Source organism: Streptomyces sp. NPDC003032, from assembly GCF_053591415.1.
Genome location: NZ_JBSFTT010000029.1, coordinates 72,527 through 87,692, shown reverse-complemented (window position 1 = coordinate 87,692; position 15,166 = coordinate 72,527). Strand labels below are relative to the sequence as shown.

At 72.0% G+C, this 15,166-nt stretch carries 13 protein-coding genes; 3 read left to right on the top strand and 10 right to left on the bottom strand.

Annotated elements, in window-relative coordinates:
• Positions 1–7: 7 nt before the first annotated feature.
• The 5 genes from ACWDZ7_RS32280 to ACWDZ7_RS32260 form a co-directional block, all read right to left on the bottom strand.
• Positions 8–1,060 carry an enoyl-CoA hydratase/isomerase family protein gene (locus tag ACWDZ7_RS32280; RefSeq protein ID WP_451801918.1) on the bottom strand — a complete coding sequence of 351 codons (1,053 nt, stop codon included), beginning with the start codon at positions 1,058–1,060 and terminating at the stop codon, positions 8–10.
• A 21-nt stretch (positions 1,061–1,081) separates the two neighbouring features.
• Complete coding sequence (gene meaB / locus ACWDZ7_RS32275; protein WP_451801941.1) at positions 1,082–2,074, bottom strand: methylmalonyl Co-A mutase-associated GTPase MeaB; 993 nt, start codon at positions 2,072–2,074, stop codon at positions 1,082–1,084.
• A gap of 13 nt (positions 2,075–2,087) precedes the next feature.
• Positions 2,088–4,289, bottom strand: a complete 2,202-nt coding sequence (gene scpA, locus ACWDZ7_RS32270) for a methylmalonyl-CoA mutase (RefSeq protein WP_451801916.1) — start codon at positions 4,287–4,289, stop codon at positions 2,088–2,090.
• Positions 4,289–6,136, bottom strand: a complete 1,848-nt coding sequence (locus ACWDZ7_RS32265) for a methylmalonyl-CoA mutase family protein (protein WP_451801915.1) — start codon at positions 6,134–6,136, stop codon at positions 4,289–4,291. The genes scpA and ACWDZ7_RS32265 overlap by 1 nt, the downstream gene beginning before the upstream one ends.
• 140 nt (positions 6,137–6,276) lie before the next feature.
• On the bottom strand, positions 6,277–7,068 hold the full coding sequence (locus ACWDZ7_RS32260) for a GNAT family N-acetyltransferase (protein ID WP_451801913.1): 792 nt from the start codon (positions 7,066–7,068) through the stop codon (positions 6,277–6,279).
• A 482-nt stretch (positions 7,069–7,550) separates the two neighbouring features.
• Here ACWDZ7_RS32260 and ACWDZ7_RS32255 point away from each other — a divergent pair, with 482 nt between their 5' ends.
• Positions 7,551–7,970, top strand: a complete 420-nt coding sequence (locus tag ACWDZ7_RS32255; RefSeq protein ID WP_451801911.1) for an SAV_915 family protein — start codon at positions 7,551–7,553, stop codon at positions 7,968–7,970.
• A complete protein-coding gene (gene lysA / locus ACWDZ7_RS32250; RefSeq protein WP_451801909.1) occupies positions 7,958–9,289 on the top strand; it encodes a diaminopimelate decarboxylase in 1,332 nt (443 codons plus the stop codon). Before ACWDZ7_RS32255 ends, lysA begins: the two co-directional genes overlap by 13 nt.
• 63 nt (positions 9,290–9,352) lie before the next feature.
• On the opposite strand, the gene purB is transcribed toward lysA, so the two are convergent.
• The 3 genes from purB to ACWDZ7_RS32235 form a co-directional block, all read right to left on the bottom strand.
• Complete coding sequence (gene purB, locus ACWDZ7_RS32245) at positions 9,353–10,795, bottom strand: adenylosuccinate lyase (RefSeq protein WP_451801908.1); 1,443 nt, start codon at positions 10,793–10,795, stop codon at positions 9,353–9,355.
• 97 nt (positions 10,796–10,892) lie between these two features.
• Positions 10,893–11,414 (bottom strand): ATP-binding protein, encoded by a 522-nt coding sequence (locus ACWDZ7_RS32240; RefSeq protein WP_451801906.1) that lies wholly within the window; start codon positions 11,412–11,414, stop codon positions 10,893–10,895.
• Between the two features lie 116 nt (positions 11,415–11,530).
• Complete coding sequence (locus ACWDZ7_RS32235; RefSeq protein WP_451801905.1) at positions 11,531–12,310, bottom strand: SGNH/GDSL hydrolase family protein; 780 nt, start codon at positions 12,308–12,310, stop codon at positions 11,531–11,533.
• Between the two features lie 135 nt (positions 12,311–12,445).
• Between ACWDZ7_RS32235 and ACWDZ7_RS32230 the strand changes: the two genes are divergently transcribed.
• The gene (locus tag ACWDZ7_RS32230; protein ID WP_451801903.1) at positions 12,446–12,706 is read left to right on the top strand and encodes a holin; all 261 of its coding nucleotides are present in this window, start codon (positions 12,446–12,448) and stop codon (positions 12,704–12,706) included.
• On the opposite strand, the gene ACWDZ7_RS32225 is transcribed toward ACWDZ7_RS32230, so the two are convergent.
• Both ACWDZ7_RS32225 and ACWDZ7_RS32220 read right to left on the bottom strand, forming a co-directional pair.
• Positions 12,707–13,720, bottom strand: coding sequence for a hemolysin family protein (locus ACWDZ7_RS32225; RefSeq protein ID WP_451801902.1), 1,014 nt, complete (start codon positions 13,718–13,720; stop codon positions 12,707–12,709).
• Complete coding sequence (locus ACWDZ7_RS32220) at positions 13,717–15,048, bottom strand: hemolysin family protein (RefSeq protein WP_451801901.1); 1,332 nt, start codon at positions 15,046–15,048, stop codon at positions 13,717–13,719. Before ACWDZ7_RS32220 ends, ACWDZ7_RS32225 begins: the two co-directional genes overlap by 4 nt.
• Between the last annotated feature and the right edge of the window lie 118 nt (positions 15,049–15,166).

Below are 15,166 nucleotides of genomic sequence, written 5' to 3'. Positions count from 1 at the left end.
CGACGCGTCACCGCCGGCACGGAGCGTGCACGTCGACGTCCTCGAAGAAGCGGGCCACATCCGCCTCCGTCACCTGCTCAAGCCCGGCGGGCGACCAGCGCGGCCTGTGGTCCTTGTCGACGACCTGGGCCCTGATGCCCTCGGGAAGGTCGGGTGAGCCGAGCGCGGCACAGGACACCCGGTACTCCTGCGCGAGGACGGCTTCCAGGGACGGCAGTTCACGCGCCCGGCGCAGCGCGGCGAGCGTCACCTTGAGGGAGGTCGGGGACTTCGTCAAAATCGTCTCGGCCGCTTCCTTCGCGTGCCGGTCGCCGGAGGCGTGCAGCCGGTCGACGATCTCCTCGACGGTGTCCGCGGCGTAGCAGTGGTCGATCCACTCGCGGTGCGCGGCGAGTTCACCGGCCGGGACCATATCGGCGTACCGGCGTACGGCCTCGGGCGCCTCGATGTCGGCGAGGGCCGCGGTGAACTCCTCCAGGCGCTCGGAGCGTACGTAGTGGTCGGCGAGGCCGCACAGCACCGCGTCGCCCGCGCCCACGGCCGTGCCGGTCAGCGCGAGGTGCGTGCCCAGCTCGCCCGGCGTACGTGTCAGCAGATAGGTGCCGCCCACGTCCGGGACGAAACCGATGCCGGTCTCCGGCATGGCGACCCGCGAGCGTTCGGTGACCACCCGCACGCTGCCGTGCGCCGAGACGCCCACGCCGCCACCCATCACGATGCCGTCCATGACGGCGACGTACGGCTTCCGGTAGCGGGCGATCCGCGCGTCGAGGCGGTACTCGTCGTGCCAGAACGCGGCCGAGGCCGCCCCTCCGCCCGCCCGGACGTCGTCATGGATGGAGCGGATGTCGCCGCCCGCGCACAGGCCGCGCTCCCCGGCGCCGGTGAGCACCACCGTCGCCACCGACTCGTCGTCCTGCCAGGCGGTGAGGGCGTCGTCCATCAGCCGGACCATGGCGTGGTCGAGGGCGTTGATGGCCCGCGGCCGGTTCAGGACGAGGTGCCCGGCGCGGCCCTCGCGGCGGACCAGGACGGGGGCGTCGTCGCGGGGGACGTTCATGGTGCGGGTGGCTCCGTTCATTCACATGCGGCGCGTCTGGAACGCGTCGAGGATCCGCTCGGCGGCCGAGGTGGCCGTCAACGTACCCTCCCGGACGCGTCGCTCAAGATCAGGGGTGACGCGCCGCACGTCCGCGTGGTCCCGAAGCCTGCCGAGCAGCTCGTCACGGACCATCGACCACGTCCAGTCGACCTGCTGGTCGCGGCGCTTGGCGGCGAGGCGGCCGGTCGAGTCCAGGAGCGTGCGGTGCTGCTCGATCCGCTCCCAGAGCGTGTCCAGGCCGCTCGACTCGCGGGCGCTGCACGTGAGTACGGGCGGCGTCCAGGCGGCGTCGGAAGGGTGCATCAGCCGTAGGGCGCCCGCCAGTTCACGCGCCGCCGAGCGCGCGTCCCGCTCGTGCGGCCCGTCCGCCTTGTTCACGGCGATCACGTCCGCCAGCTCAAGGACGCCCTTCTTGATGCCCTGCAACTGATCACCCGTGCGGGCCAGGGTCAGCAGCAGGAACGTGTCGACCATGTTCGCGACCGTCGTCTCCGACTGCCCGACGCCCACGGTCTCCACGAGCACCACGTCGTAACCCGCCGCCTCCATCACCACGATCGACTCCCGCGTCGCCTTGGCCACCCCGCCGAGCGTCCCGGCGGAGGGAGACGGGCGTACGAACGCGGCGGGATCCAGCGAGAGCCGCTCCATCCGCGTCTTGTCGCCCAGGATGGAGCCGCCCGTGCGCGTCGACGACGGGTCGACGGCGAGCACCGCGACCCGGTGGCCGAGCGAGGTGAGCATCGTACCGAGCGCGTCGATGAACGTGGACTTGCCCACACCCGGCACACCGCTGATGCCGACCCGCCGCGCCCGCCCGCTGTGCGGGAGCAGCTCCGTCAGCAACTGCTGCGCGAGCGCACGGTGCTGCGGTCGCGTCGACTCGACGAGGGTGATGGCGCGCGCGACGTACGCGCGCTTCCCGTCGAGGACGCCCTTCACATACGTGTCGATGTCGATGGTCACAGGCAGCGGGCTCACCGGCTCACAGGTCGTGGCCGAGATCGGCCGCCAGTCGGGTCACCAGGTCGTGCGCCGCGTCCGGGATCACCGTGCCGGGCGGGAACACCGCCGTGGCGCCCGCCTCGTGCAGCGCCTCGACGTCCTGCGGAGGGATCACCCCGCCCACGACGATCATGATGTCGTCGCGGCCCTCGGCGGCCAGCTCCTCGCGCAGCGCCGGTACGAGGGTCAGATGCCCGGCGGCCAGCGAGGAGACGCCCACGATGTGCACGTCGGCCTCGACGGCCTGGCGGGCGACCTCCGCCGGGGTCTGGAAGAGCGGACCGACGTCGACGTCGAAACCCAGGTCGGCGAAGGCGCTGGCGATCACCTTCTGGCCGCGGTCGTGGCCGTCCTGGCCCATCTTGGCGACCAGGATGCGCGGGCGGCGCCCCTCGGCCTCGTCGAACGCGTCCACCAGCGCGCGTGTGCGCTCGACGGACGGGGACTGGCCTGCTTCGGTGCGGTACACACCGGAGATCGTACGGATCTGGCCCGCGTGCCGCCCGTACACGCTCTCCAAGGCGTCAGAGATCTCACCGACCGTGGCCTTCGCGCGGGCCGCGTCGACCGCGAGCGCGAGCAGATTGCCCTCCAGGCCCGGACCCGAGCCGCGCTCGGCCGCCGCGGTCAGCGCGCGCAGCGCGTCCTGGCAGGCCGCGTCGTCGCGCTCCTCGCGCAGGCGGCGCAGCTTGGCGATCTGCTGGGTGCGCACCGAGGAGTTGTCGACCGCCCGGACCTCGATCTGCTCGTCGGTCTCCACCCGGTACTTGTTGACGCCGATCACGGGCTGGCGTCCCGAGTCGATGCGGGCCTGGGTGCGCGCGGCGGCCTCCTCGACGCGCAGCTTCGGGATGCCGGCCTCGATGGCCTGCGCCATGCCGCCCGCCGCCTCGACCTCCTCGATGTGCTGCCAGGCACGGCGTGCCAGGTCGTAGGTGAGCTTCTCGACGTACGCGCTGCCGCCCCACGGGTCGATCGTCCGCGTCGTCCCCGACTCCTGCTGGATCAGGAGCTGGGTGTTGCGGGCGATGCGCGCGGAGAAGTCGGTCGGCAGGGCGAGCGCCTCGTCGAGGGCGTTCGTGTGCAGGGACTGGGTGTGGCCCTGCGTCGCCGCCATCGCCTCGACACACGTACGCGTGACGTTGTTGAACACGTCCTGCGCGGTCAGCGACCAGCCCGACGTCTGCGAATGAGTACGCAAGGACAGTGACTTGGCGTTCTTCGGGTCGAACTGCTTGACCAGCTTCGCCCACAGCAGGCGCGCCGCCCGGAGCTTGGCGACCTCCATGAAGAAGTTCATGCCGATCGCCCAGAAGAAGGAGAGCCGGGGCGCGAACGCGTCGACGTCCAACCCCGCCTCCCGCCCGGCCCGCAGATACTCCACACCGTCGGCGAGCGTGTACGCCAGCTCCAGGTCGGCCGTCGCCCCCGCCTCCTGAATGTGATAGCCGGAGATCGAGATGGAGTTGTAGCGCGGCATCTTCTGCGAGGTGTACGCGAAGATGTCGGAGATGATCCGCATCGAGGGCTTCGGCGGATAGATGTAGGTGTTGCGGACCATGAACTCTTTGAGAATGTCGTTCTGAATGGTCCCGGCCAGCTTCTCCGGCGGTACGCCCTGTTCCTCCGCCGCCACGATGTACAGCGCCAGTACGGGGAGCACGGCGCCGTTCATCGTCATCGACACCGTCATCCTGTCCAGCGGAATGCCGTCGAAGAGCTGACGCATGTCATAGATGGAGTCGATCGCCACGCCCGCCATGCCGACATCGCCGGTGACGCGCGGATGGTCGCTGTCGTACCCGCGGTGCGTCGGCAGGTCGAAGGCGACCGACAGGCCCTTCTGACCGGCCGCGAGATTGCGCCGGTAGAAGGCGTTGGACTCCTCGGCGGTGGAGAAACCCGCGTACTGCCGGATCGTCCAGGGCTGGTTCACGTACATCGTCGGATAGGGGCCGCGCAGATACGGGGCCACACCCGGATACGTCCCGAGGAAGTCGACGCCCTCCAGGTCGGCGCCCGTGTACAGCGGCTTGACCGCGATGCCCTCGGGCGTCTCCCACAGCAGGTCGCTCTCGGACCTGCCCGTGGACTCCTTCACCGCGGTGCGCCACTGCTCGGACGAGCCCTCCACGCCCGCGCCGGAACCCAGGTCGACGGAGGAGAAATCGGGGATGCGCATTACGCCACTCCCATGCGGTCGAGGGTGGAGGTGAGCACGGCCACGGCGTCACAGCCGGCGAAGACGTACGCGTCGACGCCGTCGTACGCACCGCGCCCCGCGAGGAACACCTGCCGCGCGCCCGCGGACTTGAGCGCTCGGGTGACGGCCTCCGCCTGCTCGGCGTAGAGCGCGTCGCTGGAACACAGGCACGCGACCGTCGCGCCGCTGGCCTCGAAGGCGTCGGCGGCCGTCGCCGCGTCCACCGTCGCGGGCTCGTGAACGGTCTCGATGCCGCCCGCCTGGAAGAGGTTCGCGGCGAACGCGGCCCGCCCGGTGTGCGCGGCGGCGGGGCCGAGCGCGGCGAGGAACACCTTGGGGCGCGCGCCGGTCTCCGCGAGATGCGCGTCCGAGCGGGTACGCAGCTCCTCGTACGTCTCGTCGCGGCGTACCCGGGGCAGCCCGCCGGTCGGCGCGGCCGGTGCGGTCGCGCGCTCCACGGGCCGCTCCGCCAGGAGCGGGAACTCACTGACGCCGGTGATCGGTTCCCGGCGCCGGGCGAGCTTCGCGCTGCGCTCGGCCCAGGTGCCGGCGAGACGCTCGCCGACCATCCCGGAGCGCAGGGCGGCCGCCTGGCCGCCCGCACGCTCGATCTCCTGGAAGAACGCCCAGCCCGCGTGGGCCAGTTCGTCGGTGAGGCGCTCCACGTACCAGGAACCGCCCGCCGGGTCGATGACGCGGGCCAGGTGCGACTCGTCGATGAGGATCGTGGACGTATTGCGGGCGATGCGGCGCGCGAACGCGTCCGGGAGGCCCAACGAGTGGTCGAACGGCAGCACGGTGACGGCATCGGCGCCGCCGACGCCCGCGCCCAGGCACGCCACCGTCGTGCGCAGCATGTTCACCCACGGGTCGCGGCGCGTCATCATCACCGGCGAGGTCACGGCGTGCTGACGCTGCGCCCCCGCGGCGGCCGCCCCGCACACCTCGGCGACGCGGGCCCAAAGGCGGCGCGCGGCACGGAGCTTGGCGATCGTCAGGAACTGGTCGGCGGTCGCCGCGTAGCGGAACTCCAGCTGCGCGCAGGCCTCTTCGACCGACAGCCCGGCCGCGGTCAGCTCCCGCAGATAGGCGACGCCCGTGGCGAGGGAGGCGCCAAGCTCCTGCGCGGCCGAGCCGCCCGCCTCGTGGTACGGCAGCGCGTCCACGGCGAGGGCCCGCACCCCCGGGTACTCCCGCCCGCACAGCCGTGCGAGCTCAACGGCTTCCGCCGGGTCCAATGCCTCACCTGAGCGGGCCTCGTGGCCGAGGACGTCCGCGCCGAGCGTGCCGCGCGCCGACTCCTTGGCGACGCCCGCGGCCTCGTACAGGCGCAGCAGCTCGCGCGCCGCGGGACCGTACTCGGCCCCCGCGTCGAGCGCGATCGGGGCCAGGTCCAGATAGACGCCGTCCAGCGTCCGCGCCAGGTCGGACACCGGTACGCCTGCCGCGCCCACGCCCAGCCACAGCGAGGTGACGCCGTTCTCCAGGTCCGCGAGCACGGCTTCGTTCGTGCGGGCCGGGTCGGCGCTCATGTGCCGCTGCCGTACGTCCCAGCCCGCGGCGGTGCTGCCGCTGGGTGTGGCGCCCCGTACAAAGGGGGCGAAACCGGGGAGGCCGGCGGTGGGCGCGGCGTCACGGGAGGTGTACAGGGGGCGGGTGGTGAGCCCGTCCTCCAGGGCGGTGGACAGCGCTTCCTCTGCGGCCGTGCCCGATACGTCCTTACCCGACTTGCGCAGCACGCCTTCCACAAGGCGCTGCCACTGCTCATGGGTCGCATCAGGGAACTCGGCGGCCAGGGAAAGCCCGTCGTCAGGCAGGACCGTCATGCCCCGATGCTAGGGCGCAACCCATGGCACGCGGTGCCAACAAAGGCTGTGACCTTGCCCTCTTCTGAACGCTCTTGATCTCGAACGAGCGGGCGGCTAGGACGTGCGGGGGCACCCGGTGTACCGGCGCGGGTGTCGGCTCACGCGGAGGCGCGGGGTGCGGACTGAGGTCGCGCGACAGGGTTCCCGGTGGCGTACCGGACGTACTCGCGGTGCAACCGGAACCCCGCGTTCCAGGCGAGCAGGCGGCTGGGCCGGTCGTTGCGCCCGCACGACCAGCTCGCGGTGCGGCCGCGCGCGGTGATGTCCGCGCACAGGGCGGTGACACAGGCCGCCGCCAGGTGTTCGCGGCGGCGCTCGGGCATGGTGAGCACGGCCACGTCCTCATACGCGTCGCCCACGAAGTAGCCGCAGGCGACGGCGGCGATCCGGCCGCCCCGGTCGAACGCGGCCCAGCCGTGCCCCGAAGCGGCGAGCTCGGCCGGACCGCCCCAACTGGCGTGGATCCAGGCCGAGTCGTCGGGGGAGAGGCCGACGAGTGCGGGAGCGTCGTCGGGTGACAGGCGGCGGACGGTCACACCGCGCGGCGGACGCGGCGCGGTCACCGGCTCGCGGTGTACGTAGACCATGCGCTCGGCCGGGGCGACCCGGTCGAAGGCGGCGCCGAGCACCGGCAGGAAGCGGGCGGGCGCCTCGACCTGGCTGTGCGCGAAGGGCGCCAGAGAGGCCGGGTCGACGCCTCCCGGATCACCGCTCAGCAGCACATGGCCCGCGCACGAGACCGCCACGGCCCGCGGTCTCAGCGCGCGGTCGCCCCACCAGGCGCCCACCCCGGTGGCGGCGACGTGTTCGGGCAGGCATGCGGGCCCGGGGGCCCCGGCGGTGAACCAGCGGGGCGCGACGGGCAGACGGTGCGGGGAAAGCTGGATCATGAGCCGCTCCTCCGGAGTGGGACCTCGGTGGGACCTCGGTGGGACTTGACGGGACTTAGATGGGACCTCGGTGGGACCTGATGGGACTTTGATGGGACCTCGGTGGGACTTTGGTGGAACCTTCGAGTGAACTTCGGACCGTAGGTGCGCGAGAAGGGACGAGCGGTCGGTCGCGGGCCGGGGTCGCGCCGCCGGCCGCCTCACCCCGGGTTCCCATCCCCTCGTCTCTCCAACTGGCCCGCATATGTCCCCTCTCGTCATCCAACTGGCCCGCGTACGACGGCTCAAGAGGGCCTCGTCGGCGTTGACGCGGCCCTGATGGCCGGGGCGGCGGCGCGCCAGTGTCGCGTCAGGGAGGATGGCTGACGCGTCAACGTCGCGTCAGCCAGGGAAGGTTGACACTCCGTGCCGGGCATAACGTCTCCGTACACCTTCTCTCTCCACCTTCTCTCTCCACCTTCTCTCTCCACCGGAGGAACCCCATGGCAGAGCTTCTGTGCGGCGAGGATCCCGAGCCCTGTGAACCCGGCCCGGCCGGGCCGCTCTTCGTCCCCGTCCGGCCGGGACCCGTGGGCTGCGTGGCCCGCCTGTTCCGCACACCCGTCGGCGGGCGCACCGCCGTCGCCTTCACCACAGCGCAGCGGCTGAGCGCGGCCCTCGGCTCCCGGCAGACGTGGATCAGGCTCTCCGAACCGGCACTCCGTGCCCTTGTCGTGCCGCTCGGCGTCAGCGGCATCACCGTCGACCCCCGCCTGGCCACACACCCCGTCGGCCCCGCGCCGGCCCGGCCGCGCGAGCGCCACGCCGCCGCGTGGCGCGAGCGGGACCCACGCGCGGTGGGCGCGCCGCGGGTCAGCGGCGCGGCGGTGCTGGTGGGTGCGGTGGCCCTGTGGATCGGCTGAGGACGAGGCGGACCACGCCCGACGGTGACCTGTCCATCTGGCCCGCGTCCGCCACACCCCTCGCACACGGCGATCTCGCCGTCGGCGGAGTGCCGCTCTCCGAGGTCGCCGAGCGCTTCGGTACGCCCGGCTACGTCCTGGACGAAGCTGACGTACGCGCACGCTGCCGCAGCTACCTGCGTGCGTTCAAGGGCGCCGAAGTGCTCTATGCCGCCAAGGCGTTCCTGTGCCGCGCGATGGCGCACTGGATCGACGAGGAGGGCCTCGGGCTCGATGTCTGCTCGGCCGGGGAGCTGGAGCTCGCCGTCACCACGGGGTTCCCCGCGGACCGCATCGTCCTGCACGGCAACGCCAAGAGCCCCGACGATCTGCGGACCGCGCTGCGGCTCGGGGTCGGGCGGATCGTCATCGACAGCGCGTCGGAGATCGCGCGCCTGGCCGCCGCCGTGCCGCCGGGCAGTCGGCAGAAGGTGATGGTCCGGGTCGTGCCGGGCATCGCGGCCGGCGGGCACGTCAAGATACGGACGGGCACGGACGACCAGAAATTCGGCCTCTCCCTCACCGACGGCTCGGCGCAGCACGCCATCGCCCGCATAGTCGGCCAGCCCACGCTCGAACTGGTGGGCCCGCACTGCCACCTGGGCTCGCAGATCACCACGGAGAAGCCCTTCGTGTGCGCGGTGCGCCGGCTGGTCGGGCTGATGGCACGCGTCAAGGACCAGCACGGGATCGCCCTCCCCGAACTGGACCTCGGCGGCGGACACGGCATCGCGTACCGGCCGGGCGAGGACGCGCTCGACATCGCCTCCCTCGCCCGCAAGGTGCGCGCCGAACTGACCGGGAGCTGCGCGGCGGCCGGCCTGCCCGTGCCGCGGCTCGTCGTGGAGCCGGGGCGGGCGATCGCCGGCCCCGCCGGGGTGGCGCTCTACCGGGTCCTCGCGGTCAAGCGGACCGGCGGGCAGACCTTCGTAGCGGTCGACGGAGGCATGAGCGACAACCCGCGGCCCGCCCTGTACGGAGTGCGCTACGCGCCCCGTCTGATCGGCCGGCGCTCGATGTCCGGGCCGCAGCCGGTGACGGTGGTCGGGCGGCACTGCGAGGCGGGCGACATCCTCGCCTCGGACGTCCCGCTCCCCGGCGACGTACGGCCGGGGGATCTGCTCGCCGTCCCGGTCGCGGGGGCCTACCACCTGTCGATGGCGTCCGGCTACAACCTCGTGGGCCGCCCGCCCGTGGTCGCGGTGGCCGACGGGCACGCCAGGCTGCTGGTCCGCCGCGAATCACTGGCGGACTTCCGCAGCAGGGACATAGGTCTTTGAAGCCTGTGGAACACGGTGGCCCCGGGGCGTCTTGCCCCGGGGCCACCGTATCCGACATGACCGTCAGAGGATCGCGCCCGGCGTGTACGCCGCGGCCTCCGGGTGCTGCTTGAGGAGCGTCTCGATCCGCGCGACGACCGTGGCGACCTGGTCGCTCGCCGCCCCCGTGAAGGACAGCTTGTCGGCCATCAGCTCGTCGAGCTGCGCGCGGTCCAGCGGGATGCGGGAGTCGGCGGCGAGCTTGTCGAGGAGTTCATTGCGCTCGGCGCCCTGCTCCCGCATGGCGAGCGCGGAGGCGACCGCGTTCTCCTTGATGGCCTCGTGGGCCTCCTCGCGGCCGACGCCCGCGCGCACCGAGGCCATCAGGACCTTGGTGGTGGCGAGGAAGGGGAGGTAGCGGTCCAGCTCGCGCGCGACGACCGCCGGGAAGGCGCCGAACTCGTCCAGCACGGTCAGGAAGGTCTCCAGGAGGCCGTCGAGCGCGAAGAACGCGTCGGGCAGGGCGACCCGGCGTACGACCGAGCAGGAGACGTCGCCCTCGTTCCACTGGTCGCCCGCCAGCTCGCCGGTCATCGAGGCGTAGCCGCGCAGGATGACGGTGAGGCCGTTGACGCGCTCGCACGAGCGGGTGTTCATCTTGTGCGGCATCGCGGACGAGCCGACCTGGCCCGGCTTGAAGCCCTCGGTGACCAGTTCGTGCCCGGCCATCAGACGGATCGTCTTGGCGAGGGAGGACGGCGCGGAGGCGACCTGCACCAGCGCGGTGACGACCTCGTAGTCCAGGGAGCGCGGGTAGACCTGGCCGACCGAGGTGAAGGCGCGGTCGAAGCCGAGGTGCCCGGCGATACGGTCCTCCAGCTCCGTCAGCTTGTCCGTGTCGCCGCCGAGCAGGTCGAGCATGTCCTGGGCGGTGCCGACCGGGCCCTTGATGCCGCGCAGCGGGTAGCGGCCGAGGAGGTCGTCGAGGCGGCGGTAGGCGACGAGGAGCTCGTCGGCGCCGGTCGCGAAGCGCTTGCCCAGCGTCGTCGCCTGCGCGGCGACGTTGTGGGAGCGGCCCGCCATGACCAGCTCGGCGTACTCGCCGGCGAGCTTGCCGAGCCGGGCGAGGACGGCGACGGTGCGGCCGCGGATCAGCTCAAGGGAGAGCCGGATCTGCAGCTGCTCGACGTTCTCGGTGAGGTCGCGCGAGGTCATGCCCTTGTGCACGTGCTCGTGCCCGGCGAGGGCGTTGAACTCCTCGATACGGGCCTTCACGTCATGGCGCGTGACCTTCTCGCGCTCGGCGATGGAGGCCAGGTCGACCTGGTCGAGGACGCGCTCGTAGTCGGCGATGGCGGCGTCGGGAACCTCGATCCCGAGGTCCTTCTGCGCGCGCAGCACGGCGAGCCAGAGCTGACGCTCCAGTCTCACCTTCTGCTCGGGCGACCAGAGGGTGGCGAGCTCGACGGAGGCATAACGTCCCGCGAGGACGTTCGGGATACGGGGCTTTGCAGGCGCGGCAGTCACGTGTACGGAGTTTACCGGGCGTCCATACGGGCTCCGAACCATCTGCGTGATGTAGGAACCTACAGGTCAGACGCTGTTTTCGCGTGGCGGGCGGGCCTCAGCTCCGGACGGCCTCCGCGATCCGCAGGGCGGCCTGGGCGGGCGTGAGGTGTGTGGTGTCGACGACCTCGGCCTCGCCGTGCAGCCAGGTGCGGGCGGCCTCGGCGTAGGGCTCCAGGTATGCGAGGCGGAAGGGGGAGGGGCCGAGAAGGGTGTCCCCCTCGATGCGCCCGCGCAGGGTGTCCTGATCGGCGTGGAGGACGAAGTGCCTTACCGGGATGGAGTGTTCGGCGAGGCCCGCGCTGATCTCGCGCCAGTACCGCTCGACCAGGACGGTCATGGGCACCACCAGGGTGCCGCCGGTGTAGTCGAGTACGCGGCGGGCGGTCTCGACGACCAGCGGCCGCCACGGCGGCCAGTGCTGGAAGTTGTCCGTCCCGGGCAGCCCGGGCGTGATGTCCATGAGCGTCTCGCCGACCTTCTCGGCGTCGAACACCCGCGAATCCGGGAGGAGGGGCTGGACGAGTGCGCTGGTCGTGGTCTTGCCCGCGCCGTGGGTGCCGTTGAGCCATACGATCATGCGCCGACGCTAGCGCTGTGCGGGCCACGGGGACAGGCACGGCGGAGATCCGGTACGGCTTGCGGCCGCGTATCAGGCCGCTCCCCCGAGTGGCCCGTCCAGCCGGCGGACACGGCCTAGGGCAGCGGGCCGTCGTAAGGCAGCAGCTCGGGACGCTTCGGCGGGCGGCCGTCACCGGAGGAGCGGCCGGTGAGGCGGCGGCCGATCCACGGCATGAGGTGCTGCCGGGCGAAGCGGACGTCGGCGACGCGGCGCCGGGCCCAGTTCAGCGGCACGGCCGCGGACAGCGGGGTCTGCCAGTCGTCCTCGGGCGGGTAGCCGAGGGACTGCCACACGGCCTCTGCGATCCTGCGGTGCCCCTCGGCCGTGAGGTGCAGCCGGTCGACGTCCCAGAGGCGCTGGTCGCCGAGGACCGAAGCGCCGTACAGGTTCACGACCACCGCGTCGTGCCGGGACGCCAGGTCGTCGATATGGGCGTAGAGCTCCTCCATGCGCGGACGGAACCGCTCCATCACCGGACCGTTCCGGCCCGGGCTGCGCATCAGGACGAGCTGCTTGCAGGAGGGAGCGAGCCGTTCGACGGCCTCTTCGAGGAGGTCACGCACGCGGTTCATGTCGCACTTGGGGCGCAGTGTGTCGTTGAGGCCGCCCACCAAGGTGATGACGTCGGGCTGCATCGCGGCCGCCACGTCCACCTGCTCGGCGACGATCTGGCCGATGAGCTTGCCGCGCACCGCGAGGTTCGCGTAGCGGAAGCCGGGGCTGTGCGCCGCCATCCGCGCGGCCAGGAGGTCGGCCCAGCCGCGGTAGCTGCCGTCGGGCAGCAGATCCGACATGCCCTCGGTGAAGGAGTCGCCGACCGCGACGAGACTGGTGTAGTTGGCATTCATCTGCATGGCGGAAGCGATGGTAACCCGCCGGCCGCCCTGGAAGCAGGCGGCGGACGAAGCCGAGGCGCGCGCGATCTGTGCAGCGCGCCCCGGCGGCGGTATGCCATGGGCAAACCGTCGTCCCGAGAGAGCGAGTACGCCATGTGGACCGCAGCCTTCTGGAAAGCCACGGCGGAACGTGCGATCCGCACCTTCGCGCAGGCGCTCGCCGCCGTCCTGGTCGCCGGGGCGACCAGCCTCCTGGACGTCGCCTGGGGCGCCGCCTTCGCGACGGCCGGTCTGGCGGCGTTCCTCGCCGTCCTGACCGCGATCGGCGCCTCGGAGGCCGGGGCGGCAGGCCCCGGCATCACGGAGGAACCGACTCCGGAGCGCACCGACGCGCCCAGGGCCCCGGCGGGGTAGCTACGCGGTCTGGCCGAACAGCTCCCGCAGCACGTCCTCCATGGTGACCATCCCGGCGAGCCTGCCGTCGGAGCCGAGCACCGCGGCCACATGCGTACGGCTGCCCCGCATCGCGGTCAGCGCGTCGTCCAGCGGCGTCGTCTCGCGCACCTGGGCGATCTTCCGCATGTCCGGGACCCGGAACGGCAGATCCCGCGGCGCCCGGTCCAGGGCGTCCTTGACGTGCAGGTAGCCGACGATCCGACGGCCCTCGTCGACGACCGGGAAGCGGGAGAACCCGGACTCGGCCGAGAGGTTCTCCAACTGCTCCGGAGTGACGCCCACGCGCGCGTAGACCACGTCCTCCAGGGGCAGGACGACGTCCCTGACCGGGCGCCGGCCCAGTTCGAGCGCGTCGTGCAGCCGCTCCTGCGCGCGGCCGTCGATCAGACCGGCGGCGCTGGAGTCCTTGACCATGCGGGCCAGATCGTCGTCCGAGAAGCTCGCCGAGACCTCGTCCTTGGCCTCGACCCGCAACAGCTTCAGCAGGCCGTTGGCGAACGCGTTGATCGCGAAGATCACCGGGCGCAGCGCCCGTGCGAGCGCCACCAGCGGCGGGCCGAGCACCAGCGCCGTGCGCACCGGCTCGGCGAGCGCGATGTTCTTGGGAATCATCTCGCCGAGCAGCATGTGCAGATACGTCGCCACGGTCAGCGCGATGACGAACGAGATGGGGTGCACCAGACCGTGCGGCACTCCCACCCCGTCGAACACCGGCTCAAGGAGATGCGCGATCGCGGGCTCCGCGACGACACCGAGGACGAGCGTGCACAGCGTGATGCCCAGCTGCGCCGCCGCCAGCAGCGCCGACACGTGCTTGAGGCCCCACATCACGCTCTTGGCGCGCCTGTCGCCCTCCTCGGCGTGCGGTTCGATCTGGCTGCGGCGTACGGAGATGAGGGCGAACTCGGCGCCCACGAAGAAGGCGTTGACGACGAGCGTCGCGAAACCGATCAGCAACTGGATGGCGGTCATCGGGCGTCCTCCGCCTCGTCCGTGGTCAGCGGGGCGTGCAGGAGCACGCGCGCGGCGCGGTGCCCGGCGGCGTCCGTGACGTCGAGCCGCCAGCCGCCGACCTCGACGCTGTCGCCGACGGCCGGGATGCGGCCGAGTTCTGTCGCGACGAGCCCGGCGAGCGTCTCGTACGGCCCGTCGGGCGCCCGCAGGCCGACCCGCGCGAGCTGGTCGGTGCGGGCCGCGCCGTCGGCGGAGTAGAGCGTCCTGCCGTCGTCGTCCTTGCCCGCGGAGGCGATGTCGGGTGTCTCGTGCGGGTCGTGCTCGTCCCGTACCTCGCCGACGACCTCCTCGACGATGTCCTCCAGGGTGGCGACCCCGGCGGTGCCGCCGTACTCGTCGATGACCACGGCCATCGTGCGCTTGCCCGAGAGCCGGTCGAGGAGGCGGTCGACGGTCAGCGACTCCGGTACGAGCAGCGGCTCGCGCATCAGTTCGGCGACGGACACGCGCGGCCTGCGTTCGGCGGGCACGGCGAGCACGTCCTTGATGTGGGCGACGCCGACGACCGAGTCGAGGTTGCCGCGGTAGACGGGGAAGCGGGACAGGCCGGTCGCACGCGTGGCGTTCGCGACGTCCTCGCAGGTGGCGTGGACGTCGAGGGCCATGACCTGGACGCGCGGCGTCATCACGTTCTCCGCGCTGAGGTCGGCGAGGTTCAGCGTGCGTACGAACAGCTCGGCGGTGTCCGCCTCCAGCGCGCCCTCCTTGGCGGAGTGCCGGGCCAGGGCCACCAGCTCCTTGGGGCCACGCGCGGAGGCCAGCTCCTCGGCGGGCTCGATGCCGAAGCGGCGTACGGAACGGTTCGCGGTGTTGTTCAGATGGGCGATGAACGGCCGGAACGCGGCGCTGAACAGCCGCTGCGGCGTCGCCACGCGCTTGGCGACGGCGAGCGGCGAGGAGATCGCCCAGTTCTTGGGGACCAGCTCACCGATGACCATCAGGAAGACCGTCGACAGCGCCGTGCCGATGACCAGGGCCACCGAGGACGCCGCCGATCGGGGGAGGCCGAGGTCGCGCAGCGGGCCCGAGATCAGCTTGGCGATCGAGGGCTCGGAGAGCATGCCGACCACCAGGTTGGTGACGGTGATGCCGAGCTGGGCGCCGGAGAGCTGGAACGTGAGGTTCTTGGCGGCCTTGAGGGCGCCGGCGGCGCCGCGCTCGCCGCGCTCGACGGCCCGTTCGAGCTCGCCGCGCTCGACCGTGGTGAGGGAGAACTCCGCCGCGACGAAGACACCGCAGGCCACACAGAGCAGCACCGCCGCGAGGAGCAGGAGCACTTCGGTCATCGGGTCACCTCCTTCCCATGATCGGACAGGGGCGGAAGGGATGCGCGATGTCGGGTACTGGGAGGCTCGCCCATGGGCGGACGCTCACACCTTTCAGTCGAATACGAGTGTGACGACC

What these genes read in the sequence shown, in the direction of transcription:
- ACWDZ7_RS32280 (WP_451801918.1), bottom strand. Translation starts at nt 1,060, where the DNA reads ATGAACGTCCCCCGCGACGACGCCCCCGTCCTGGTCCGCCGCGAGGGC.
- scpA (WP_451801916.1), bottom strand. Translation starts at nt 4,289, where the DNA reads ATGCGCATCCCCGATTTCTCCTCCGTCGACCTGGGTTCCGGCGCGGGC.
- ACWDZ7_RS32265 (WP_451801915.1), bottom strand. Translation starts at nt 6,136, where the DNA reads ATGACGGTCCTGCCTGACGACGGGCTTTCCCTGGCCGCCGAGTTCCCT.
- ACWDZ7_RS32260 (WP_451801913.1), bottom strand. Translation starts at nt 7,068, where the DNA reads ATGATCCAGCTTTCCCCGCACCGTCTGCCCGTCGCGCCCCGCTGGTTC.
- ACWDZ7_RS32255 (WP_451801911.1), top strand. Translation starts at nt 7,551, where the DNA reads ATGGCAGAGCTTCTGTGCGGCGAGGATCCCGAGCCCTGTGAACCCGGC.
- ACWDZ7_RS32240 (WP_451801906.1), bottom strand. Translation starts at nt 11,414, where the DNA reads ATGATCGTATGGCTCAACGGCACCCACGGCGCGGGCAAGACCACGACC.
- ACWDZ7_RS32235 (WP_451801905.1), bottom strand. Translation starts at nt 12,310, where the DNA reads ATGCAGATGAATGCCAACTACACCAGTCTCGTCGCGGTCGGCGACTCC.
- ACWDZ7_RS32230 (WP_451801903.1), top strand. Translation starts at nt 12,446, where the DNA reads ATGTGGACCGCAGCCTTCTGGAAAGCCACGGCGGAACGTGCGATCCGC.
- ACWDZ7_RS32225 (WP_451801902.1), bottom strand. Translation starts at nt 13,720, where the DNA reads ATGACCGCCATCCAGTTGCTGATCGGTTTCGCGACGCTCGTCGTCAAC.
- ACWDZ7_RS32220 (WP_451801901.1), bottom strand. Translation starts at nt 15,048, where the DNA reads ATGACCGAAGTGCTCCTGCTCCTCGCGGCGGTGCTGCTCTGTGTGGCC.